The sequence below is a fragment of the Tersicoccus mangrovi genome, from assembly GCF_036881825.1.
In the GTDB taxonomy this organism is placed as follows: domain Bacteria; phylum Actinomycetota; class Actinomycetes; order Actinomycetales; family Micrococcaceae; genus Tersicoccus; species Tersicoccus mangrovi.
This window is the reverse complement of the sequence record NZ_JBAJMW010000002.1, coordinates 142,983-165,658: the sequence shown is the minus strand read 5'-3', so window position 1 is coordinate 165,658 and position 22,676 is coordinate 142,983. Positions and strand designations below refer to the sequence as shown.

24 protein-coding genes are annotated in these 22,676 nt (G+C 71.8%); 17 read left to right on the top strand and 7 right to left on the bottom strand.

What is annotated here, in order from left to right:
- The first annotated feature begins 127 nt into the window (after positions 1–127).
- From V6N00_RS04565 to V6N00_RS04545, 5 genes are all read left to right on the top strand, one after another.
- On the top strand, positions 128–1,345 hold the full coding sequence (locus V6N00_RS04565) for a 4-oxalomesaconate tautomerase (protein ID WP_334230905.1): 1,218 nt from the start codon (positions 128–130) through the stop codon (positions 1,343–1,345).
- Positions 1,342–2,367 carry an amidohydrolase family protein gene (locus tag V6N00_RS04560; RefSeq protein ID WP_334230904.1) on the top strand — a complete coding sequence of 342 codons (1,026 nt, stop codon included), beginning with the start codon at positions 1,342–1,344 and terminating at the stop codon, positions 2,365–2,367. Before V6N00_RS04565 ends, V6N00_RS04560 begins: the two co-directional genes overlap by 4 nt.
- Positions 2,368–2,417: 50 nt before the next feature.
- Positions 2,418–3,101, top strand: coding sequence for a 4-carboxy-4-hydroxy-2-oxoadipate aldolase/oxaloacetate decarboxylase (gene ligK, locus V6N00_RS04555; RefSeq protein WP_334230903.1), 684 nt, complete (start codon positions 2,418–2,420; stop codon positions 3,099–3,101).
- Positions 3,102–3,142: 41 nt separating this feature from the next.
- Complete coding sequence (locus V6N00_RS04550) at positions 3,143–4,063, top strand: amidohydrolase family protein (RefSeq protein WP_334230902.1); 921 nt, start codon at positions 3,143–3,145, stop codon at positions 4,061–4,063.
- An 82-nt stretch (positions 4,064–4,145) separates the two neighbouring features.
- Positions 4,146–5,498 (top strand): MFS transporter, encoded by a 1,353-nt coding sequence (locus V6N00_RS04545; RefSeq protein ID WP_334230901.1) that lies wholly within the window; start codon positions 4,146–4,148, stop codon positions 5,496–5,498.
- Positions 5,499–5,549: 51 nt separating this feature from the next.
- Here the strand turns inward: V6N00_RS04545 and V6N00_RS04540 are convergent, their stop codons facing one another.
- On the bottom strand, positions 5,550–6,128 hold the full coding sequence (locus V6N00_RS04540) for a sugar O-acetyltransferase (RefSeq protein ID WP_334230900.1): 579 nt from the start codon (positions 6,126–6,128) through the stop codon (positions 5,550–5,552).
- A 71-nt stretch (positions 6,129–6,199) separates the two neighbouring features.
- On the opposite strand from V6N00_RS04540, the gene V6N00_RS04535 reads away from it, so the two are divergent.
- Positions 6,200–7,129, top strand: coding sequence for an alpha/beta hydrolase (locus tag V6N00_RS04535; RefSeq protein WP_334230899.1), 930 nt, complete (start codon positions 6,200–6,202; stop codon positions 7,127–7,129).
- A gap of 9 nt (positions 7,130–7,138) precedes the next feature.
- On the opposite strand, the gene V6N00_RS04530 is transcribed toward V6N00_RS04535, so the two are convergent.
- The 6 genes from V6N00_RS04530 to V6N00_RS04505 form a co-directional block, all read right to left on the bottom strand.
- Entirely contained in the window at positions 7,139–7,456 is a 318-nt protein-coding gene (locus tag V6N00_RS04530; protein ID WP_334230898.1) for a type II toxin-antitoxin system PemK/MazF family toxin, read from the bottom strand.
- Positions 7,457–7,459: 3 nt separating this feature from the next.
- Positions 7,460–7,693 carry a ribbon-helix-helix domain-containing protein gene (locus tag V6N00_RS04525; protein WP_334230897.1) on the bottom strand — a complete coding sequence of 78 codons (234 nt, stop codon included), beginning with the start codon at positions 7,691–7,693 and terminating at the stop codon, positions 7,460–7,462.
- 66 nt (positions 7,694–7,759) lie between these two features.
- Positions 7,760–7,975 carry a hypothetical protein gene (locus tag V6N00_RS04520; protein WP_334230896.1) on the bottom strand — a complete coding sequence of 72 codons (216 nt, stop codon included), beginning with the start codon at positions 7,973–7,975 and terminating at the stop codon, positions 7,760–7,762.
- Complete coding sequence (locus tag V6N00_RS04515; protein ID WP_334230895.1) at positions 7,972–8,601, bottom strand: hypothetical protein; 630 nt, start codon at positions 8,599–8,601, stop codon at positions 7,972–7,974. The genes V6N00_RS04520 and V6N00_RS04515 overlap by 4 nt, the downstream gene beginning before the upstream one ends.
- Positions 8,598–9,098 carry a hypothetical protein gene (locus tag V6N00_RS04510; protein ID WP_334230894.1) on the bottom strand — a complete coding sequence of 167 codons (501 nt, stop codon included), beginning with the start codon at positions 9,096–9,098 and terminating at the stop codon, positions 8,598–8,600. The genes V6N00_RS04515 and V6N00_RS04510 overlap by 4 nt, the downstream gene beginning before the upstream one ends.
- 186 nt (positions 9,099–9,284) lie before the next feature.
- Complete coding sequence (locus V6N00_RS04505; RefSeq protein ID WP_334230893.1) at positions 9,285–11,255, bottom strand: amylo-alpha-1,6-glucosidase; 1,971 nt, start codon at positions 11,253–11,255, stop codon at positions 9,285–9,287.
- Between the two features lie 191 nt (positions 11,256–11,446).
- Between V6N00_RS04505 and V6N00_RS04500 the strand changes: the two genes are divergently transcribed.
- The 11 genes from V6N00_RS04500 (at position 11,447) to V6N00_RS04450 (ending at position 22,542) form a co-directional block, all read left to right on the top strand.
- Positions 11,447–12,493 (top strand): LacI family DNA-binding transcriptional regulator, encoded by a 1,047-nt coding sequence (locus V6N00_RS04500; RefSeq protein WP_334230892.1) that lies wholly within the window; start codon positions 11,447–11,449, stop codon positions 12,491–12,493.
- 51 nt (positions 12,494–12,544) lie between these two features.
- Complete coding sequence (locus tag V6N00_RS04495) at positions 12,545–13,816, top strand: sugar ABC transporter substrate-binding protein (protein WP_334230891.1); 1,272 nt, start codon at positions 12,545–12,547, stop codon at positions 13,814–13,816.
- A 42-nt stretch (positions 13,817–13,858) separates the two neighbouring features.
- Positions 13,859–14,965, top strand: coding sequence for a carbohydrate ABC transporter permease (locus V6N00_RS04490; protein ID WP_416385037.1), 1,107 nt, complete (start codon positions 13,859–13,861; stop codon positions 14,963–14,965).
- Positions 14,962–15,849 carry a carbohydrate ABC transporter permease gene (locus V6N00_RS04485; protein WP_416385026.1) on the top strand — a complete coding sequence of 296 codons (888 nt, stop codon included), beginning with the start codon at positions 14,962–14,964 and terminating at the stop codon, positions 15,847–15,849. Before V6N00_RS04490 ends, V6N00_RS04485 begins: the two co-directional genes overlap by 4 nt.
- A gap of 35 nt (positions 15,850–15,884) precedes the next feature.
- Entirely contained in the window at positions 15,885–17,045 is a 1,161-nt protein-coding gene (locus V6N00_RS04480; protein WP_334230890.1) for an App1 family protein, read from the top strand.
- 176 nt (positions 17,046–17,221) lie between these two features.
- Positions 17,222–18,187, top strand: a complete 966-nt coding sequence (locus tag V6N00_RS04475) for an AAA family ATPase (protein ID WP_334231188.1) — start codon at positions 17,222–17,224, stop codon at positions 18,185–18,187.
- Between the two features lie 24 nt (positions 18,188–18,211).
- Positions 18,212–19,093 carry a DUF58 domain-containing protein gene (locus V6N00_RS04470; RefSeq protein WP_334230889.1) on the top strand — a complete coding sequence of 294 codons (882 nt, stop codon included), beginning with the start codon at positions 18,212–18,214 and terminating at the stop codon, positions 19,091–19,093.
- Between the two features lie 105 nt (positions 19,094–19,198).
- On the top strand, positions 19,199–19,675 hold the full coding sequence (locus V6N00_RS04465; RefSeq protein WP_334230888.1) for a hypothetical protein: 477 nt from the start codon (positions 19,199–19,201) through the stop codon (positions 19,673–19,675).
- Entirely contained in the window at positions 19,666–20,646 is a 981-nt protein-coding gene (locus V6N00_RS04460; RefSeq protein WP_334230887.1) for a vWA domain-containing protein, read from the top strand. Before V6N00_RS04465 ends, V6N00_RS04460 begins: the two co-directional genes overlap by 10 nt.
- Positions 20,643–21,707 carry a vWA domain-containing protein gene (locus tag V6N00_RS04455; protein ID WP_334230886.1) on the top strand — a complete coding sequence of 355 codons (1,065 nt, stop codon included), beginning with the start codon at positions 20,643–20,645 and terminating at the stop codon, positions 21,705–21,707. Before V6N00_RS04460 ends, V6N00_RS04455 begins: the two co-directional genes overlap by 4 nt.
- Positions 21,694–22,542, top strand: a complete 849-nt coding sequence (locus V6N00_RS04450) for a hypothetical protein (RefSeq protein WP_334230885.1) — start codon at positions 21,694–21,696, stop codon at positions 22,540–22,542. The genes V6N00_RS04455 and V6N00_RS04450 overlap by 14 nt, the downstream gene beginning before the upstream one ends.
- The last annotated feature ends 134 nt before the right edge of the window (positions 22,543–22,676 follow it).

Here is a 22,676-nt window from a genome sequence, read left to right as displayed (position 1 = left end):
GTCCACTCTCCCCGCGAGTCTAGGGCGACGATTGGCTCCACACCGCCGAGATCAGCTGTGCGAACAGGATTGTCAACAATCTGCTCAACAATGTACGGTGGCGTGAGTCCGATGTGAGGAGGACCACGTGTCAGATGCGACACCCCGGCGCCACGGCGATCAGACGGCCATCCCCTGCTGGTTCATGCGGGGCGGCACGTCCCGCGGCCCGTTCTTCCGCGCCACCGATCTGCCCGCGGCCGAGCGCGAGCGCGACGCCGTCCTGCTCGCCGTGATGGGCTCGCCCCACCCGCTGCAGGTCGACGGCGTCGGTGGCGGCCACCCGCTGACCAGCAAGGTCGGCATCGTCGGTTTGAGCGAGCAGCCGGACATCGACCTCGAGTTCCGGTTCGCCCAGCTGCAGCCGGACAGCGACCGGGTCGACACCCGCGCCAACTGCGGCAACATGCTCGCCGCGGTGGTGCCCTTCGCCATCGAGTCCGGTCTCATCACTGCGGACGGCGACACGACGACCGCGCGGGTGCTCACCCTGAACACCGGGATGGCCGCCGACATCACCGTCCGCACCTCGCTGGCCGAGGACGGCTACCGGTACGTCGACTACGGCGGCGACGCGCGGATCGACGGCGCGCCCGGCACCGCTGCCCCCGTGACCATCGCCTTCCTCGACACCGCCGGCTCGGTCGCCTCGGCCCTGCTGCCGACCGGACGGGTCCGCGACACCGTCGAGGCCGACGGGGTGGGCGAGGTCCAGGTGACCCTCATCGACAACGGCCAGCCCCTCGTTGTCATCGCCGCCGCCGACCTCGGCCGGACCGGCCGCGAGACCCCCGAGCAGCTCAACGCCGACGAGGATCTGAAGGGCAAGCTCGAGTCGCTGCGGATGGTCTGCGGAGAGGCCATGGGCCTCGGCGACGTGACCCAGAAGAACTACCCGAAGATGACACTCGTCGCTCCGCCGGCCGAGGGCGGGTCAATCACCACCCGCAGCTTCATCCCGCACGTGTGCCACGAGTCGATCGGCGTGCTGGCTGCCGTGACCGTGGCCACGGCGTGCGTGCTGCCCGGCTCGGTCGCGGCGGACGTCGCGGAGCTGGGCGGCACCGGGCCGGACGGCGCCTTCGACGGCGAGGCCGGTGGCGACATCACCGTCGCCGTCGAGCACCCCTCGGGCGAGTTCAGCGTGGACCTGTCGGTCGAGGCCGGCGACCCGCCCATCGTCACCCGGTCGGCGCTGCTACGAACCGCGCGCCTGATCATGGCCGGCACCGCCTTCGTCCCCGGGAACCTGCTCGAGCACGAGGCCGGCATCACCACGACGCAGACGACGGAGGCCCACGCGTGATCATCGACATCCACGGCCACTACACGACGGCCCCGCCGGCGCTCGCCGCGTGGCGCGACGAGCAGATCGCCGCCGTCGACGGCGGCGGCCCCCACCCCGACCCGGCGGACCTGCACATCTCCGACGACGAGATCCGGGAGAGCATCGAGGCCAACCAGCTGCGCCTGATGGACGAGCGCGGCATCGACGTCACCGTGTTCTCCCCGCGCGCCTCCTTCATGGCCCACCACATCGGGGACCTGGCGGTCTCGCAGCAGTGGGCCACGATCTGCAACGACCTGTGCGCCCGCGTCGCCGCGCTCTACCCGGACCGGTTCGTCCCGGCGGCCATGCTGCCGCAGTCCCCGGGTGCGGACCCGGCCACGAGCATCCCCGAACTGGTGCGGTGCGTCGAGGAACTCGGCGCCGTCGCCGTCAACCTCAACCCGGACCCGTCCGGCGGCCACTGGACATCGCCCCCGCTGACCGACCGCTCCTGGTACCCGCTCTACGAGAAGCTCGTCGAGTACGACGTCCCGGCCATGGTGCACGTGAGCACGAGCGTCAACCCCGCCTTCCACACGACCGGCGCCCACTACCTGAACGCGGACACCACCGCGATCATGCAACTGATCCAGGGCGACCTATTCGCCGACTTCCCCGACCTCAAACTCGTCATCCCGCACGGCGGAGGGGCCACGCCGTACCACTGGGGCCGCTTCCGCGGCCTCGCGATGGCGTTGAAGAAGCCGCCGCTCGAGGAGCACCTGCTGCGCAACGTGTACGTCGACACATGCGTCTACCACCAGCCCGGCATCGACCTGCTGCTGTCCGTGCTGCCGCCCGAGAACGTCCTCTTCGCCTCCGAGATGATCGGCGCCGTCCGGGACATCGACCCGCAGACCGGCCACTACTTCGACGACACCCGCCGCTACCTCGAGGCCGCCGACATCGACGCGGCCACCCGCACGGAGATCTTCTCCGGCAACGCCCGGCGGGTCTACCCGCGGCTCGGCGCCCGGCTCACCGCCGCCGGCCGCTGAACCGCTCCACGAACACGCAAGCGACAACCAGCAACGAAAGGCAGATCACCGTGCAGGAACTCGGTGTCGTCCACCGCACCATCACTCGCGCCGACCGCGCCGACGTCGAGGCGCTCTCCGCCTTCGGCGTCAGCACCGTCCACGAGGCGATGGGGCGGCTCGGGCTGATGCGCCCGTACATCCGGCCGATCCACCCGGACGCGCGGCTGTGCGGTACCGCGGTCACCGTGCTGCTGCAGCCCGGCGACAACTGGATGCTGCACGTCGCGGCGGAGCAGCTGCAGCCCGGTGACGTCCTCGTCGCGGCCTGCACCACCGAGTGCGAGGACGGCTTCTTCGGCGAACTGCTCGCCACGAGCGTGCGGGCCCACGGCTGCGCCGGCCTCGTGATCGACGGCGGCTGCCGGGACGTCGCCGAGCTGAACGCGATGGGCTTCCCCGTCTTCAGTCGCGCGATCAACTCCAAGGGCACCATCAAGGCCACCCTCGGCTCGGTCAACGTCCCCGTGGTGTGCGCCAACGCCCTGGTGGAGCCCGGCGACGTGGTCGTCGCCGACGTCGACGGCGTCGTCGTGGTCCCGGCCGCCCGCGCCGGCGAGGTGGCCGCCGCGGCCCGCAAGCGCGAGGACAACGAGGCCGCCAAGCGCGAGCGCTTCGCCGCCGGCGAGCTCGGCCTCGACATGTACGGCATGCGCGAGCCGCTGGCCGCGGCCGGGCTGCGCTACCTCGACTGAAGCACCACCATCACCCCCCCCCTGACCGTTCACGGAGGATCATGACGACGACGTTCACTCCCACCCCCGGCTGGCTGGACTGGGACCACCACCCCAGCGTCCCCCGCTTCACCCTCCCGCCCGGCACCGTCGACGCGCACTGTCACGTGTTCGGTCCGGGGGAGCAGTTCCCCTTCGCGCCCGAGCGCAAGTACACCCCGTGCGACGCGAGCAAGGACGACCTGTTCGCGCTGCGTGACCGGCTCGGCGTCACCCGCAACGTCCTGGTGCAGGCCACCTGCCACGGCGCGGACAACAGCGCGATGCTCGACGCCGTCGCCGCCGCGGACGGCCGCGCCCGCGGCGTCGCGACTGTCCGACCCGACGTCACCGACGCCGAGCTGCGCCGCCTGGACGCCGCAGGGGTGCGCGGCGTGCGGTTCAACTTCCTCCGCCGCCTCGTCGACGCCTCCCCGAAGGACGCGCTCGCCGGTCTCGCCCGCCGCGTCGCGCCGCTGGGCTGGCACGTCGTCCTCTATTTCGAGGCCGCGGACCTGCCGGACCTCGAGTCCTTCTTCTCCACGCTGCCCACCCCGATCGTCATCGACCACATGGGCCGGCCCGACGTCACCCAGGAGCCCACCGGGCCCGAGTTCAGCCGATTCCTGCGCTTCGTCGACCAGAACGACGTGTGGGTCAAGGTCAGCTGCCCCGAACGACTCACCGTCAGCGGCCCGCCCGCTCGCGACGGGGAGCAGGCGGCCTACCGGGACGTCGTGCCGTTCGCGCGCCGGGCGGTCGAGGAGTTCGGTGACGTCGTGCTCTGGGGTACCGACTGGCCGCACCCCAACCTCACCGATCACATGCCCGACGACGGGCTGCTCGTCGACCACATCCCGCACATCGCCGTGACCGAGGAGGCGCAGCACCGCCTGCTCGTCGACAACCCGATGCGCCTCTACTGGCCCGAGGAGCGTGCCTGACCGGCACCACCTTCTCCGACCGCCCGTCCGTTCGTTTCGTTCGCTCGTCCACCCCAGACCCCGCAGACTCTCGAGGAGTTCCATGGCTGCGACCAACGCCGCCAACCGGCTCGACCGGTTGCCCATCTCCCGGTTCCACCGCATCACGCTCATCGCTGTGTCCTTCGCCTACTTCTACGAGTTCGCGGACACCAACACCTTCGCCACCACGGCACCCCGGCTCGTCAAGCTGTGGGGCGTGACCGTCAACCAGATCGCCTACGTCACCTCCCTGTCCTTCGTCGGCATGTTCATCGGCGCGGTCGTGGTCGGGTGGCTCGCCGACCGGTGGGGGCGACGGCGCACCCTGATGGTCACGACGGTGTGGTTCGGCGTCTTCTCCCTCGCCTCCGTCGTCTCGTGGGACATCGTCTCCCTCGGCGTGATGCGCGTGCTGACGTCCGCCGGCCTGTCCGCGATGACGGTGGTCGCGGTCATCTACATCAACGAGATCTACCCGTCGGCCAAGCGGGGTCGCTACCAGGCCTGGGCCATCGTCATCGGCATCTGCGGCACCCCCGTGACCAACCTGATCGCCGCCCTCGTCGTCCCGATCAACGGCTGGTCGTGGCGCCTGGTCTACCTGTGGGGTGCGCTCGGGCTGCTCATCCTGCTGTTCGCCCGCCACCTCGTGGAGTCGCCGCGCTGGTTCGAGAGCCACGGCCGGTACGACGAGGCCGAGGCCGCCCTGCAGGAGATCGAGGGCCGCGTGGCCGCCCAGACCGGTCCGCTGCCCGAGCCCGCGCCGCCGATCGAGGAGCGCCCGCAGCCGCGGATGCCGTGGCGCTCGCTGCTGCAGAAGCGCTACCTCATCCCGACGATCGTGCTCTGCGTGCTGTGGGTGACGCAGACGATCGGCTTCTTCGGGTACTCCTCGTGGGCGCCGACCCTGCTCGCGCAGGAGGGCATCAGCGTCGAGAAGTCCATCTTCTACGTGGCCCTGTCGACGATCGGCGCGCCGCTCGGCTCCCTCGTGGCGGCCTTGCTGACCGACCGTTTCGAGCGCAAGTGGCTGCTCGTCGTCTTCGGCGTCGGGATCGCCGCCGCCGGGCTCATGTACGGGCTGACCTTCTCGCCGCTGTTCATCGTCGTCTTCGGCTTCCTGGTCAACATGTTCGAGCGCACGTACACCGCCCTGGCCTACGCGTACTCGCCGGAGCTCTACGACATCCGCGCCCGGTCCCTGGGCACGAGCGTCTCCTACGGGATCGGCCGGCTCTCCAACGCCATCGGGCCGCTGATCATCGCCCTGCTCTACACCAACCAGGGGTACCAGAGCGTGTTCATCTTCATCGCCGCGACCTGGATCGTCGGGGCCCTGACGGTCGCGATCCTCGGGCCGCGGACCCGCGGCACCGTGAACGCGCCGGATCCGGAGACCGCGCCGGTGCACTGACGGCGGTATGGATGGCGCATGCGCGAGGGGATCGGGCGCTGCCCGGTCCCCTCACAGCGTCCTGATCACCCGCGCGGGATTGCCGACCGCCACCGAGTTGGGTGGGACGTCGCGGGTGACGACGGCACCGGCCCCCACGACGCTGTTGCGCCCGATGGTGACGCCGGGGCACACGATCACCCCGCCGCCGAGCCACACGTTGTCCTCGAGGGTGATGGGTCTCGCGGCCTCGAGCTTGTCGCGGCGCGGCTGCGGCTCGAGCGGGTGCGTGGGCGTGAGCAGCTGGACGTGCGGGCCGAGCTGGCAGTCCTCCCCGATGGTGATGGGCGCGACGTCGAGCGCCGTGAGCCCGTAGTTGATGAACGTGCGGGCGCCGACGGAGATGAAGGACCCGTAGTCGACGTACAGCGGAGGCTTGAGGTGGGCGTCCTCGCCGAGGTGCTTCAGCAGCCGTTCCAGGAGGGGCCGAGCGGCGTCCAGGTCCTCCCAGTAGGCGGTGGCGTAGTCGGCGGCCAGCTTCATCCCGCGGCGGGCCTCGGCGGCGCTCTCCGGGTCGTCCGAGATGTACAGCTCGCCGGCCAGCATGCGCTCCCGGTTGGTGCGGGGGTCGCCCGCGAAGTAGTCGACCATGGGGTCAGCCTACGGATCGGCCCACGGGTAGTGGCGGTAGGTTGAAGGCTCCCGACCAGGAGGTTCCACCCGTGTCCATCCTGTCCCGTCCGGCCGTGGCGTCCACCGCCGGCCGGCTCCTGCAGGCCACCACCGTCCTCGCCCATCGCCGCACCGCCGCCCGAGCCCACGCCCGGCTGCCCGAGTTCGGCCGTCGCATGCAGGAGCTGATGATCCCGACGTCGGTCGGGCCGGCCCGCACGACGGTGTACCGCAACCCCGACGTCATCGGTACGGGCACCGAACCGGTGCACGTCAACGTGCACGGCGGGGGATTCATCTTCGCCGAGACGGAGATCGACGACCCGCTGTGCCGCGCGCTCGCGGTGCAGACCGAGTCCGTCATCCTCAACGTCGACTACGTCGTCGCGCCGAAGCACCGGTTCCCGGTGGCGGCGCACCAGGTGGACGAGGTGGTGCGGTGGGTCGCCGCGCACGGCGCGGAGAACGGCTGGGACGGCTCGAAGCTGACCGTGGGCGGCGACAGCGCGGGCGGCAGCCTGAGTGCCGCGGCCGCGCGTCTGGCGTTCGAGCGCGGGGGAGACCCGGTCATCGCCCTGCAGGTGCTGCACTACCCGGCGGTCGACCTGGCCATGGACCCGCGGCAGAAGCACTCGCCGCTGGAGAAGCCGCTGCTGCGGCCGTGGCTGCGCGAGATCTTCGACATCTCCTATGTGGGTCCGGACACCGACCGCACGGACCGCCTGCTCTCCCCGGCCAACGCGGCGGACACGGTGGACCTGACGGGTATCGCGCCGGCGCTGATCATCGCCGCGGAGAACGACGTCCTGCGGGACGAGGCGAAGCGGTACGCAGATCGGCTGGCCGCCGTCGGCGCCCTCGTCGAGTACCGGGAGGTGGCCGGCAAGGACCACGGGTACGACGCGTTCGACGACGACGCCGCGCGGACGACCTACGCGTTCATCGCCGAGCACATCCGCCGCGCGATGGGGACGGCGTAGAGCCGGGGATCAGCCGCCGAGCAAAGGCAGATCGAGGTCGAAGGCCAGGACGACGGCTCGAGCCAGCACGGCTTCCTGATCGCCGGTGAGGTAGCCGATCGTGTGCCCCAACAGGTGCGTTGGCACGGTGAGGGTGTTGTCGATCGCGATCACGCCGTCGTGGTCGAGGCCGTTCACCGGGCCCACCGGGACCTCGCTCGAAAGGCCCTTGACGGTGGACGTGATGGGCGCGACGGTCACCTTGGTCATGGCCGCACGGGCTGCTTCTCGGGTCAGAACGACGACGGGCCGAGTCTTGTCCAGACGAGCCAGACAGATTTCCCGCATCGGTCAGTCGTCGAGATCGACGGCGCCGACCGACCACGCGACGAGCGGGTCCAGGTCGTCCATCGCCCCGTCCTTCGAGAGGACCGTGGCGTCGTGCTCGGCGAGCCGCCGACGCATCTCGCGCTCGACGGCGGAGCTGACGAGCGCGGCTCGGCTCGGCGCTTCCCCGGCGGCGACGGTGCGGTCCAGGAAGGCGACGAGTTCGTCCGGCAGGCGCACGGCGATCTGGGTGCTCATACGGCAACGTTACCTCTGTCATCCCGATATGGGATGCACATCAAGCACGCCGTGACCACCGTGCCGTCACGGCTCCTCCAGGCGGCTGACGTCCCGGCGACTCTTGCGCAGGCCGATGACGTTGCTCACGATCAACATCGCCATCGAGACCAGGCCCAGCCAGCGACTCGGCTTCGTCGGGTCCTCGACCAAGAGCATGATCCAGACCACCGCCAGAGCCGCCGCCACCCCGAGCACGGTCCACCGAACGACCAGCCCTGTTCGTGGCGCCTGGGTCGTCATGGCGTGATCCCTTCGCGTTGATCGTTCTGCTGGTCCCGCTGGTCCAGCTGGTCGAGGAGGTCGGCCGTGCGTCGACGGTTCCGCAGGGTGACGTGAAGGCTGACGACCATCCCGAGTACCACGACGCCGACCACCACCCACCCGAGCAGGGTGAGAACGGGATCCCCGGCGGTCGACCTGGTGGCGAACCACGCGGCCACGCCGAGGCAGAGGGCGACGAGGATGACGACGTTCAGCCGACTTCCCTGCAGTGTCTTCTCGAGCTCGTCACGGAAGCCAGGGAGCGGCTGCTCAGGAACCTGCCGGGCCCGCCACGCTTGATGCAGCTGACGCACGAGCCGACGGCGATTCTCGCCGGCTCGTCGAGCCTTCCGCCGGGCTCGCACCAGGAGCGCAACCATCGCAACTCCGTACAGGAGACCCCCGAGGCAGGTGGTCAGCACGAGGTCGCCGGTCGAACCGGCTCGGGGCGCGAGCATCAAGCCCATGCCCACCGTCATCAACAGGGCCCAGCCCGCACCGAGGCCGAGCGCGAGGACCGCCAGACCAACGGGCCCCAGCCGATCGACCGGATTGATGCTCTCGGGATTGCGGGCGTACGCGGCCCAGCGCTGCGACCGGCTCATGCCGTCGCCGCCTCGCGGATCCGTTCGCGCTCGGACCACTGGATCAGTAGAGCGTCCGCCACGCGCCGTGCCCGGAGTTCGATCGTCAGCCGGACCATGCCCAGCATCACCAGGAGAACGGCGACGACCCAGGCCAGGATCTCGAACGTCAGATCGGTCGCGGTGACCGCCCGGTACACCGACCAGCCGGTGACGGCGACGGTCGCGACGGGGACGGCGACCGCTCCGAACAAGGCGCCCTTGAATCGTGCCGTGAGCGGCCAGATCAACCCGTCCGCATCGGCCGGCAGTGTCCCTGAGCGCAGGGCGCGCCGGAGCCGCTGATCCAGCGCCAGCTGCCGACCGCCGTCGCGCCGGCACACCGGCCGGCGGCGCAGGGTGAACCAGATCGCCGTCGCGCCGTACACCGATCCGCGAAGCCAGGAGGCGGCGCGGCCGACCAGCTCCCCGTCGAGGCGGCCCGCGGAGAACGCGAGGAACACCGCGTGGACCGCCATGGCCGCGACGGTGACCGCGACTCCGGTCACCGCGAGGCCGAGTGGCCCCAGCCGATCCCACCAGTACGGACTGTCCGGTATCCGCTCATACCGCCCCTGCTGCCCCATGCAGCCCCCACGTCTCTCGTGGCCCCCGCGCTCAGCGTAGGGCAGCGCGGTCGCGCGAGGAAGAGGCGTCGGTGCAGGTCACGCGCGCATCGCGCGTGCCACCACCACCCACGACGCGGCCGCCCAGGCCTGCGGGTGGCAGGACGCGGGGTAGGGCTGCGGCGGCCACACGTCGTCGGCCGCTTCACCGGAGAACAGCTCCGGCAGCTGGAAGTCGAACCCTTCCGCGGCGTGCAGCAGCCCCTCGGCCAGCCGTCGCGCCGGCGCCGAGTGGCCCTGCCGGAGCATGCCGTCGAGGATCATCGCGGTGTCGTGCGTCCACACCGACCCCACGTGGTACCGCAGCGGCCAGTACGCGCCGTTGGCCGTCGACATGGTGCGGATCCCGTACCCGGAGAACATCGACGGCCCCATCAGGCGCTCGACGACGAGGCTCTCCTGCGCCCGGTCGAGCAGTCCCGTGCCGATCAGGTGCCCCATGTTGGACGCGACGCCGTCCACCGGTCGCTTCTGTCCGTCGAGGGCGAGCGCCGGATAGGGGCCGTCCGCGTCCCGCACCCAGAACGTGTCGGCGAACCGTTCCCGCAGCGCGTCGGCCCACCGCTCCCACTGCTCCGGGTCGGCCAACGCGGGATCGAGCCCGAGGTCCGCCGCCACGGCTTCGGCCAGGTCGCCGTGCCGGCGCAGGAGCCGCGCGGCCTCGCACGCGGCCTGGTGGGCGTAGCCCTGCACCTCGCACAGGGCGATCGCGCCGGTGGCGATGGTGCCGTCGGCGAAGCGGATCGAGTCCCCGGAGTCCTTCCACCCCTGGTTGGCCAGCCCGTGCCCCGAGGTGTCGAAGTACTCGAGGAAACCGTCGCCGTCCGCGTCCGACTCGTCCCGCAACCAGCGCAGCGCCTGCAGCAGGGCCGGCGTCAGCTCCCGCGCGGTCGTGGTCTCGCCCGCCGCGTCCAGCTCGGCGACGAGCGTGATCCACAGGCAGGTGGCGTCGATCGTGCCGTAGTAGAGGGGCGGCAGGACGGACCGGTCGTCGGCGAGGTCCGCCGCCGTGCGCCGCACCTCGTGGGGGATCCTGCCCGGCTGCTCGCCGGTCTCCGGGTCGGTCCGCGTGCCCTGCAGCCGAGCGAGCGCGCGCACGGTGCCGACCGCCAGCTCCCGGTCGACGGGCAGCATCAGCCGGGCGGCGATGAGCGAGTCCCGGCCGAAGAGGGTGAAGAACCAGGGGGCGCCGGCGGCGAGGAAGGGGTGCTCGGGCGCAGCTGCGAGGCTCATCCGCAGGCCGGCGAGGTCGGCGCTGGCGCGGCGCACGAGGCGGCCCAGGGCGGTTCCCGTGTCGACGACGGGGTGCGCGGGGGCCGGTGACGGCGCGGGCCCGACCACGGCCTGGTCGTCGTGCAGCTCGAGCCGCCAGGAAACGCTGTGCTCGCCGTTCGCGGGGACGACGACGTCCCACGTCAGGGCGATGCCGCGGACGTCGCCGTCGGTCACCGGTGCCAGGTGGGCGTCTTGTGCGACGACGCGCGCGGTGGTGGCGTCGTCCCGCCAGTGCCACGTGCTCGACTCGACGCGCGGCGAGTGCGGGGTGGTCGCGTGACCGGCCTTGATCAGGTCCATCCGCGAGGAGTCCGCCCAGAGGACGGCGGTGATGCGCAGCGGCAGGGCACGGTCCAGCGCCGAGCGGACGAGGACGGCCTCCCCGGCACCGGACCCGTCGGTGGTGCGGGTGCGGCGGACGGTGACGGCGGGGTCCGCGGTGGGGCCGGGCACGCGCAGCACGTGGTCGAAGCCCGCGGTGCCGCCGCCGGGCGTGACGGCTCCGAGGAACTCGAGTCGCGGGCCGAGCGCGGTGTCGCCGTCCGCCACCTGCACGGTCAGGTCGACGGCGTGGATCACCCGGTCGTCCCCGCAGTAGATGCCGTCCACGCCGCGGGGGGCGGCCCCGGCGCCGGGGTGGACCGTCCCGACGGAGCCGTCGCGCGCGGACCACACCTGGATCGGCGCGGAGAGGACGACGACGGCGTCGTGCAGCGCGGGTTGGTCGACACTCATGCAGGGCCCCTCTCGGGCGGTGGTCAGTGGTTCGAGCCGGTCGGTCTGTCGCGTCGACCCGTGCCATCTTGACAGGTCGGTGATACGGATCACATGATGGTGCCCATCCAGTTTGATCGTTCAAATCATCGCGACGCAAGTCGATTGGATCGATCAAACCGCCAACGACGCCGCGGAGAGGAGAGGTTGCCATGGGGGAGAAGCCCACGCTGCAGAGCCTCGCCTCCTCCCTCGGCGTGTCCCGGCAGACGATCTCCAACGTGCTGAACAACCCGCAGGTGGTCCACGCGAGCACCCGGGATCGCGTGCTCGCCGAGATCCGGGCCAGCGGCTACCGCCCGTCCGCGGCCGCCCGTTCCCTGCGGTCCCGCCGGTCGGAGGTCATCGGCCTGCGCATCCGGCCCGCCGTGGACGGCATCAACGGCTCGCTCATGGACGCCTTCCTGCACGCCCTCGTCGAGTGCTCCCAGCGCCGCGACCACCGCCTGCTGTTGATCACGGCCACCAGTGACGAGCAGGAGACCAGCGAGCAGGCCGCTCTGCACACCACCGGGGCGATCGACGGCTGCGTGCTCACGGACACCCACCTGGACGACACGCGACCCGCCGAGCTCGCCGCGACCGGCGTCCCGTTCGTCGCCTTCGGCCGCCCCTGGCAGGACCGGGACGCCGGCCACAGCTGGGTCGACATCGACGGCGCCGCGGGCACCCGCCTGGCCACCGAGCACCTGCTCGACCTGGGCCACCGGCGCATCGCGTTCCTCGGCTGGCCGACCGGATCCGGCGTCGGCGACGACCGGCGCAGCGGATGGCAGCGGGCGATGGCCGACGCCGGCGTGGCCGCCGAGGACCTGGCGACGGGCCTGCTCGACCAGCGCACCGACGACGGCGTCGTCGAGGGCACCCAGGCCATGGAGCGTGCACTCCGAGCAGGAGCGACCGCGGCGGTGTGTGCCAGCGACTCGCTCGCCGTCGGGGCGTCCACCGTGCTGCGCCGCGTATCCAGCGCCGAGACCGCCCGCACCGCCGTCGTCGGCTTCGACGACACGCCGGTCGCGGCCGCCCTCGGCCTGTCCAGCGTCCGCCAGCCGGTCGCCGCGGCCGCCAGCCGCGTCGTCGATCTGCTCATCGAACGACTGACGACGGCGAACGATCCGCCGGAGCCGGTCCACGACCTGTTGACCCCCGAGCTGGTCCTGCGCGAGTTCGACCGGCGGCTCGACCAGCATGCACGCTGACCCCCTTTGACCGCACCTTCTCCCACCGTCCTACTCCGAATCGAGGATCCGATGATCGATCGCACCCCCCGCGCCGGCCGTCTCGCCCTGACCGCCTGCGCCGCCGTTCTCACCCTGACCTCGCTCAGCGCCTGCGGGTCCGGGTTCTCCCAGTCCTCCTCCAGCAGCGGCGCCGCCGCCAGCCAGTCGGCCAACAGCACGCCCATCTCGGTGCTCATCGGATCGTCCGGCCAGGCCGAGACCACCGCGGTGAAGAACGCCGTGGCCGCGTGGTCGAAGCAGTCCGGGGTCAAGGCCGACGTCGTCGTCGCCTCCGACCTCGTGCAGCAGGCCAGCCAGGGCTTCGCGTCCGGCAAGCCCGCCGACGTCCTCTACGTCTCGGGCGACCAGATCGGCGCGTGGGCGTCCAACGGCTCGCTCGAGGCCTACGGAGACAATCTCAAGAACAAGGACGACTTCTACCCGAAGCTGCGCGAGGCGTTCACCTACGACAACAAGCTCTACTGCGCGCCGAAGGACTTCTCGACGCTCGCCCTGATCATCAACAAGGACATGTGGTCCAGGGCCGGGCTGACCGACGCCGACGTGCCCACCACGTGGGACCAGCTCGAGTCCACCGCGCGCAAGCTGACCACCGACAAGGTCAAGGGCCTGGCCATGAGCCCGGAGATCGCCCGCGTCGGCGCGTTCCTCGCCCAGTCCGGCGGCGGCCTCGAGTCCGCCGACCGCAAGACGGCGACTGCGGACAGCGACAAGAACGTCGCCGCGCTGACCTACGTGAAGAAGCTGCTCAACGAGGGCGTCGCGGCGTACTCGTCCCAGCTCGGCGCCGGGTGGGGTGGCGAGGCCTTCGGCAAGGGCCAGGCCGCCATGGTCATCGAGGGCAACTGGATCGAGGGCGCCCTGAAGAGCGACTTCCCGAAGGTCAAGTACACCGTGGCCGAGCTGCCGGCCGGCCCGGGCGGCAAGGGCACGCTCCAGTTCACCAACTGCTGGGGCCTCTCGGCCGACGGCAAGAACAAGGGCGCGGCCCAGCAGCTCATCCAGTACCTCTCGAGCACGGAGCAGCAGATCTCCTTCGCCAAGGCGTTCGGCGTGATGCCCTCGGTGCAGTCGGCTGCCGACCAGTACCGCGCGGCCTTCCCGCAGGACAAGGCGTTCCTCGCCGGCGCCTCCTACGCCCAGAACCTGCCGCTGCAGCCGGGCGCGGCCGACGTCATCAAGGACCTGAACTCCAAGCTCGAGGGGCTCAAGACCGCGGACCCGAAGTCGATCCTGACCGAGGCCCAGTCCAACCTCCAGCCCGTCGTCGCCGGGAAGTAGCCCGACGTGGCGACCACCGTCGGGGCCGGTACCGCACCCGAGGTGCCGGTCGGCGTCGCGACCGGCACCGGGCGCCCCCCGCGGGGTGGCCGCCGTCGCGGGCCGCACCGGGAGGGGGCAGCCGGCTGGCTGTTCGTGACGCCGACCGTCCTGGTGCTCGGCATCTTCCTGCTCGTGCCCGTGCTCATGGCCGCCTGGGTGAGCCTGTCCGACTGGACCGGCCGGGGCAGCCCCTTCGCCGGGTCCGTGCAGTTCGTCGGCGCGAAGAACTACGGGGACGTGCTCGGCGGTCAGGGCCTCGGCGCCCGTGACTTCGGCACGGCCGTGCGGAACAACCTGTACTACGTCCTGCTGGTCGTCCCGCTGCAGACCGCGCTCGCGCTCGCCCTCGCCGTGCTCATCAGCCGGCGGGGTCTGCGGGGCCGCGGCTTCTTCCGCACCGCCTTCTACTTCCCCTCGGTCACGAGCTCGGTGGCCATCACGGTGCTCTGGCTGTTCCTCTTCAGCGCGTCCGGTGCCGTCAACCGGGTGCTCTCGTTCCTGTCCATCAACGGGCCGAACTGGTTCCAGGACCCGCGCGGGGTGCTGCACCTGCTGTTCGGCGTCGTCGGCGTCGACCAGGCACCGGCCGCCCTGGGCAGCCCCGGCCTGTTCGGCATCAGCGGGTGGGAGTGGCTCGCCGGGCCGTCCGTCGCGATGAGCGCCTTCATCCTCATGGCGGTGTTCACGACGTCGGGCACCTTCATGCTGTTGTTCATCGCGGCCCTGCAGAACCTCTCCGACGAGGTGGACGAGGCGGCGATGGTGGACGGCGCGAACGCGTGGCAGCGGTTCTGGTTCGTGACGCTGCCGCAGCTGCGGCCGACGCTCTTCACCGTCCTCACCCTGGGCCTGATCGGCACCTGGCAGGTGTTCGACCAGATCTACACGGGCACCCAGGGCGGCCCGGCGAAGACGACCCTGACGCCGGCGTACCTCTCCTACGAGGCGGCGTTCAACAACCAGCAGTGGGGCCGGGGCGCGGCGATCGCGTTCGTCCTGTTCGCCATCATCGTCGTCCTGACTCTCCTCCAGCGGTGGGTCATGGCCGAACGCGGCGACCGCCCGGCCCGAGCCCGCCGTCGTCCCCGCCGGGAGGTCCAGCCGTGACCCAGACCCTGACCCGCCCCGCGCAGCAGCCCGCCGGGGGAGTGATCGACCGAGGACGACGACGCCGGCAGGCCGGCTGGGTGCTCTACGTCGTCCTGATCGCGCTCGCGGTGGTCTACATCTTCCCGTTCGTCGTCCAGGTCGCCTCGTCCTTCAAGACCGACGACGACGCGACCGCCAACGCCCTGTCCCTGATCCCGCAGACCTGGACCACCGGCGCCTACCAGCAGCTGTTCGCCAACTCAGATTTCCCGGTGTGGCTCAAGAACTCGTTCGTCGTCACCGTGCTCGTCACGTGCGGGCGGGTGTTCTTCGACTCGCTGGCCGGGTACGCGCTCGCCCGGCTGCAGTTCCGGGGTCGCGGCGTCATCTTCGCCCTGCTCATCGCCGTCATGGCCGTGCCCGGCGTGGTCCTTCTGATCCCGAAGTTCCTCGTGGTCAACCAGCTGGGCATCTACGACTCGTACGCCGGCATGGTGCTGCCGCTCCTCGTGGACGCCGCGGGAGTGTTCATCATGAAGAACTTCTTCGAGTCGATCCCGCGCTCGGTGGAGGAACAGGCCCGGATCGACGGGGCCGGCGTCTTCCGCACGTTCTGGTCCGTGGTGCTGCCGATGGCGCGCCCGGCGCTGATGACCATCATCATTCTCAGCTTCCAGGGCTCGTGGAACGAGCTGAACCACTTCATCATCTCGACGCAGGACCCGTCCCTGACGACGCTCACCAAGGGCGTCGCCCAGCTCGCGTCGGGCCAGCTGAGCCAGGGCAACCAGTTCCCCATCAAGCTCGCGGCGGCCGCGCTCATGACGGTTCCGGTGGCCATCGTGTTCGCCGTGTTCCAGCGGCGGATCATGAACGCGAGCGCCGGTGCCGTCAAGGAGTGAATCCGCCGTTCCCCCTGCCTCAGTAAGCTGGGCGGATGCCTGAGCAGCCCCAGACGAGCACACCGCCGTGGCGACCGCGCCGCCTCCGCCGCGCGTGGCGACGCAGTGACGGGATTCCCGAGCGCTTCCCCGAGGCCCAGGAACTGCTGATCGAGGCCAAGGAACAGGCCAGCAACATCGCCTACCGGGTCGAGGAGAAGGTCCACGCCTGGCGGGAGGGGCGCGCGCGCCGGCACCGGTTCACCCCGACGGTCGTCGCGTCCACCGGCTACGGCACGACGTCGTGGATCCGTGTCCTCGGCCGGGCCGTGATGACGCGCGAGCGCCTCCTGGACCGCCTCAGCGGGGAGGACGTGCTCAGCGTGCGCGGCTGGCGCTCCTTCCTGTCCATCCCGATCGCGGACGCCGTCGTCACCGTGCGGATCGGCGACACCGAGGTCGAGGTGACCGCGGACCACGGCGGCGTCATCGACACCGCCGTCGACGTCGAGCTCGCCCCGGGCTGGCACACGATCCACCTCTCGACGGAGGGCTCGGTGCCGCAGAAGGCGCACGTGCAGGTCGTCGCTGACGAGCAGCGCATCGGCATCGTCTCCGACATCGACGACACCGTCATGGTCACCGCCCTGCCGCGGCCCATGCTCGCCGCGTGGAACACGTTCGTCCTCGACGAGCACGCCCGCACCCCGACCCCGGGCATGGCCGTGCTCTACGAGCGTCTCCACCGCCAGTACACCGGTGCCGCGTTCCTCTACCTCTCCACCGGGGCGTGGAACGTGGCCCCCACGCTGCGCCGCTTCCTCAGCCGCAACCTCTACCCGGACGGTCCGCTGCTGCTGACCGACTGGGGCCCCACGCATGAGCGCTGGTTCCGCAGCGGCATGCAGCACAAGGTCAACAGCCTGCGCCGGCTCGCCGAGGAGTTCCCCCACGTCAAGTGGATCCTGATCGGCGACGACGGGCAGCACGACCCGGCGATCTACGGCGAGTTCGCCCGCCGCTACCCGCAGAACGTTGAGGCCGTGTGCATCCGCGAGCTGTCCGTCTCCGAGGCGGTGCTCGCCGGTGGCCTCGCCCGTGAGCCGCAGCCCATGGCGAACGGCGTCCAGTGGATCACCGGCCCGGACGGGCGCGGCCTGGCGGCCCAGATGGCCGGTGCCGGCCTGCTGGAGTCGGACCACGTGGACCGCTGCTGAGGGACGTACCGGTGCGGTGAGCGGCCACCGGACGCTCCCCTCGTCCGCAGCCCTCGACTAGGCTCGGAGAACGAGAGATCCCGGTCCTCCGGCGGTCTCACCCGACGGAGCAGGAGCTGCGCGTGAGCCAGTCCGCGAATGCCTCCCTCCGGTCGGCCGCGATCGACGCCGAGACGATGGCGGCGGCCGACCGGTCGCTGACCGCGGTCGCCGCCGCGTACGACGCGAAGGTCGTCGGCCAGCAGCGGCTGCGGGAGACGCTGCTGACCGCCCTGCTCACCGGCGGCCACGTCCTGCTCGAGTCCGTGCCGGGCCTGGCCAAGACCACCGCCGCCACGACGCTCGCCGCGGCCGTGGACGGCACCTTTCGGCGCATCCAGTGCACCCCGGACCTGCTGCCCTCGGACATCGTCGGCACCCAGATCTACGACGCCGCGCAGTCCGCGTTCGTCACCCAGCTCGGGCCGGTGCACGCCAACGTCGTGCTGCTCGACGAGATCAACCGGTCCAGCGCCAAGACGCAGAGCGCGATGCTCGAGGCCATGCAGGAGCGGCAGACGACGATCGGGGGCACCGAGTATCCGCTGCCCGAGCCGTTCCTCGTCCTGGCCACGCAGAACCCCATCGAGCAGGAGGGCACGTATCAGCTGCCCGAGGCGCAGATGGACCGCTTCATGCTCAAGGACGTGCTGGACTACCCGACGCCGGTCGAGGAGGCCGAGATGCTGCGCCGGATCGACGCCGGCGTCTACGCGCCCGGCCGCGCGGACGCCCCCGTGGTCGAGCTGCACGACGTGCAGGCGCTGCAGGAGACCGCCCGGCGGGTGTATCTGGACCGGGCCATCGGGGAGTACATCGTCGGGCTGGTCTACGTCACCCGCAACGCCGACCGGTACATCGACCCGCAGCTGGCCCGGTACATCGAGTTCGGCGCCAGCCCCCGGGCGAGCATCGCGTTCTCCCAGGCGGCGCGGGCGGTGGCCCTGCTCGACCGGCGGGACCACGTGCTGCCGGAGGACGTGAAGTCCCTCGCGCACCGCGTCCTGCGGCACCGCCTCATCCTCGGTTTCGAGGCCGTCGCCCAGGGCGTGCCCGTCGAGACCGTCATCGACGCCGTCGTCGGCGCCGTCCGCACCCCCTGACCTGCCCTGACGAGGGATCCGACCATGGCGCAGACGCTGCTCACCCGGGTGAAATCCAGGATGTTCGTGCACCTGCACCGGCGCACCCGCGGGCTGCTCGACGGTCAGTACGCGTCCGTGTTCAAGGGCCGCAGCCTGGACTTCGAGGACCTGCGCACCTACGTGGCCGGCGACGAGGTGCGCGACATCGACTGGAAGGCCACCGCCCGGCAGGGCAACACGCTGGTCAAGCGGTACGTGGCCGTGCGCAAGCAGCTCGTGCTGCTCGTCGCCGACACCGGTCGGAACATGGCGGCCGTGACCCGCAGCGGGGAGTCCAAGCGCGACGTCGCGATCATGGCCTTCGGGGTGATGGGGTACCTCGCGAGCCGGCACGCCGACCTGGTGGGGCTGGCCTGCGCCGACGCCGACGGCGGCACGCGGCTGCCGCTGCAGGCGGGGGAGCCGCACCTGGAGCGACTGCTGCAGATGGTGCACCGGGCGACGACGCTCGACGGGCCCGCGAGCGACCTGGACGGGCTGCTGCGGTACGTCGCGGACTCGTCCCGGCGCCGGATGCTGCTGTTCGTCGTCGCCGACGAGGCGGCCCTCGGGCCGGACACCGTGGAGCTGCTGCGCCGGTTGCGGGTCCAGCACGAGATCCTCTGGCTGACGGTGCAGGACGCCGACCTGACCGCTGCGGGTCAGGACGTCATGGTCGACGTCGCGAGCGACGCGTGGTTGCCGGAGTCACTGCGGCGCGACCGGCGGCTCACGGACCAGTACCGGGACGCCGCCGAGCAGCTGGCCGAGAACACCACCGCGGTGCTGCGCTCGCTCGGCATCGCGCACCAGCGCGTGGGCGGCACCGACGCGGTGGTCGCGGCCATGTTCGCGCTCCTGGAGAGCCACCGCCGTGCGCGCTGAGCCGGTCGTCCGCAGTGAGCGGGCCGTCCGCACCGAGCCGGCCGTCCGCACTGAACCGGCTGTCCGCACCGATGCAGGCGCGCGTCGCGCCCGGCGGGTGTTCCCGTGAACGACGGCGGACGGTTCTACGGGCCGATCCCGTACGACCCGGTGTGGCTGTGGATCGGCCTGGGCATCCTCGCCGCCGTCGCCGGCTGGTACGTGTGGGCGCTGGCCAGCACACGCCGCTCGCGGGCGAAGTGGCAGCCGGCCGGCGCGCAGGGCCTGCCCGGGCTGCAACAGGAATACCTGGCGCGCATCGACGCGGTGGCGGACGCCGCCGAACGCGGTGAGCTGACCGCGCGGCAGGCGCACCAGCGGCTCAGCCGCCTCGTCCGGGCCTTCGCCCACCAGGCCTCCGGGGTCTCCCTCCACACGATGACGCTGGCGGATCTGCGGAACGAGCCGGCCGGCAGGCCCGGGGTCGCCGGGGTCGCCGACGCCGTCGCCGTGCTCTACCCGGCCGAGTTCGGCGTCCCCGAGGTCGCCGACGCGCGACGCGCGGTCGACGCCGCCCGCGAGGTGGTGCGCTCGTGGCACTGATCCAGTGGTGGATGCTGTTCCTCGTCCCGGTCGTCCTCGGCGTCGTGGTCTGGCTGCTGGCCAGGCACCGACGCCGGAGGGCCGCCGCCGTCCCCGTCGCCCACAGCGAGCGGCTGACGGCACTGCCCGGCTGGGCCGCGGCGCTGCGCCGCTACCGGATCACCCTCGCCGCGGGCCTCGCGCTCGTCCTCGGGCTGATCGTCGTCCTCGGGGTCGCGGCCGCGCGGCCCGCCTCGACGTCCGCGCTGGATCCGCAGAAGAAGAACCGGGACATCATCCTGTGCATGGACGTCTCCGGCTCGATGCTCTCGTTCAACGCCGAGGTGGTCGACGTGTTCGAGCGGCTCGCCCGCGGGTTCAACGGCGAGCGGATCGGGATGGTCATCTTCAACAGCTCGGCGGTGCAGGTGTTCCCCCTGACCGACGACTACGACTTCGTCGCCGAGCAGCTGGCTACGGCGGGCAAGGCGTTCGACTTCTCCTCGTCCGACATCGAGTTCTTCGCCGGCACCTTCACCGGCTCCGGGTCCTCGCTCATCGGGGACGGGCTGGCCACGTGCGTCAACAGCTTCGACCAGAAGGGCCAGCCGCGCACCCGGTCGATCGTCCTCTCGACGGACAATCGCCTCGCCGGCCGGCCGCTCTACACGATCACCGAGGCCGCGACCCTCGCGAAGCAGGCCGGGATCCGCGTGTACGGCCTCAATCCCGCCCAGTTCGGGCTCGGCACCGCGCGGGACCGGGCCAGCGCGCAGATGCAGCAGGCGATCGAGTCGACGGACGGGGACTACTACGCGATCGACGATGCCGACGCCGTTGCGCAGATCATCGCCCGCGTGCAGTCCCGCGAGGCGACGGCCCTGGTCGCCGCACCGCGAGCGAGCACGGGGGACCGGCCGAACGGCGTCCTCGTCGCCGCCCTGATCGGCGTCGCGCTCCTGCTGCCGGCGGCGTGGAGGCTGCGCCGATGACCACGCTGCCCGTCCTGCCCGTCCCCGCCCTCTCGACGCTGGGCGTGCTGCTGCTCGCCTTCTGCGGCTGGCGCTGGTGGGCCGAGCGCCGCGCCGGCGCCCGGCCGCTCGCCCGGTCGTGGCTGTGGCGGGCCGGGCTCGTCGCCCTCGTCGTCACCGCGGCCTTCCGCCCCGGCATCCCCGGGGCGGGCACGACGCAGAACGCCACCGCCGACCTGGACGTCTTCTTCGTCGTCGACACGACGGCCTCTGTGGTCGCCGAGGACTACGGGGGCGCAGCCGGGGGAAACCGACCGCGCCTGGACGGGATGCGGCAGGACGTCGGGCGACTCGTCGCCGCCCTGCCCGGCGCGTCCTTCTCGTTGCTGACCTTCGACTCGTCCGCGCTGATCCGGTTGCCGCTGACCGGGGACGCGACCGCGGTGACGACGGCGATGGAGGTGCTCCGGCCCGAGGTGACGACGTACTCGCGCGGCAGCTCCGTGACGATCGCGGCGCCGCTGCTCACGCAGCAGCTCGAGCGGGCCCGCGCCGCCCACCCCGAACGGGCGCGCGTCGTCTTCTACTTCGGCGACGGCGAGCAGACGGACGGCCTGTCGCCCGTGCCGTTCACCGTCCCGTCCGGCGCCGTCGACGGGGGAGCGGTGCTCGGCTACGGCACCGCGGCCGGCGGCCGGATGAAGGCCAACGAGGGCTATATCGCCGGGGAGCGGGCGGACTACGTGCAGGACCGGTCGGTGGACCCGCCGGTCGACGCCGTGTCCCGCATCGACGAGAACCGGCTGCGGACCATCGCCGGCCAGCTGGGGGTGCCCTACACGCACCGCGCGGCCGGGGACCCGATCGAGAACGCGCTCACCGCCACCGATCCCGGCCGGCTCGCCGCGCAGGCCGGGTCGATCGCCGGCCGCTACGAGCTGTACTGGATCCTCGCCGCGGCCGCCGCCGGCATCGTCGCCCGCGAGCTGTACCTGCTGGGCGCCGACGTGCTGCGGCTGTCGTCCCTCGGACGGCGTGCCCGGTCCTCCCGTGGTCCGGAGGTGAGCGATGCGACCCGTTGACGTGGACGAGCAGGACGCCGGGGCCGGCGTCGGACCGCTCACCGGTGCACCGGCCGGCCCGCCCGACGGCGACCGCTGGCTGAGCGCCGCGGACCTGGAGATCGGCAGGCGCCGGGTGCGCCGCCGTTTGCTCTGGTTCTCCGCACCGGTCGTGCTGGTCGCCCTGCTGGTCGCGGCGAAGCTGCTCAGCCTGCCGCTGTTCGGCGGGCAGGCCGCCGACGCCTGGGACCGGCAGGACGCGGGCGGCGTCGGCACCGCGGCGGACCGGCTCGGCGTCGTCAACGTCGTCGAGCCCTACAAGGCGCATCTGGCCGCGGGCGATGCGGACGTGCTGCGCGCGGACTGGGAGAGCGCGCGGCGCGAGTTCACCCGTGCGCTCGAGCTGGTCGGCGGCGGCGTCAGCGACTGCCCCGTGCGGGTCAACCTCGTGCTGGCCATCGAGAAGCGAGGCGACGAGCTGACCGGGCAGGGCCGCGCCGCAGACGCGCGTGCGCTCTACGACCAGGCGCAGCGCGTCGTCGGGCAGGCGCCACCGGACTGCTTCACCGACCAGCAGCAGGCGCCCGACACCGGCCGGCAGCTGCGGCAGGCGCAGGAACGGCTGCAGGAGAAGCAGACGACGCCATCGCTTGCGCCCTCCGCGGCGCCCACGCCGTCCCCGGGCCCTGGAACGCCGTCATCGTCCGCGTCGCCCGCGCCCGGCTCGGGCACCGACCCCCGTCAGCAGGAGCTCGAACGCCGTCAGCGTGAGGCCACGCAGGACCGGGCACCGGGAGGCCCGCGGGACGACCCGCAGGGACAGGACAGCCCGCCGCCCGGGGCGAAGCAGTGGTGAGGAGCAGCCCCGATCCGGGGCATACCCGCGCCCGTGCGGACGTTCACTAGATGTGGGGGTCGACCGCGGCTCGCGGCACCAGAGACCAGCAGCGCGACACGCGGAGCGGAACGGACACGCCGGTGTGGACAGCG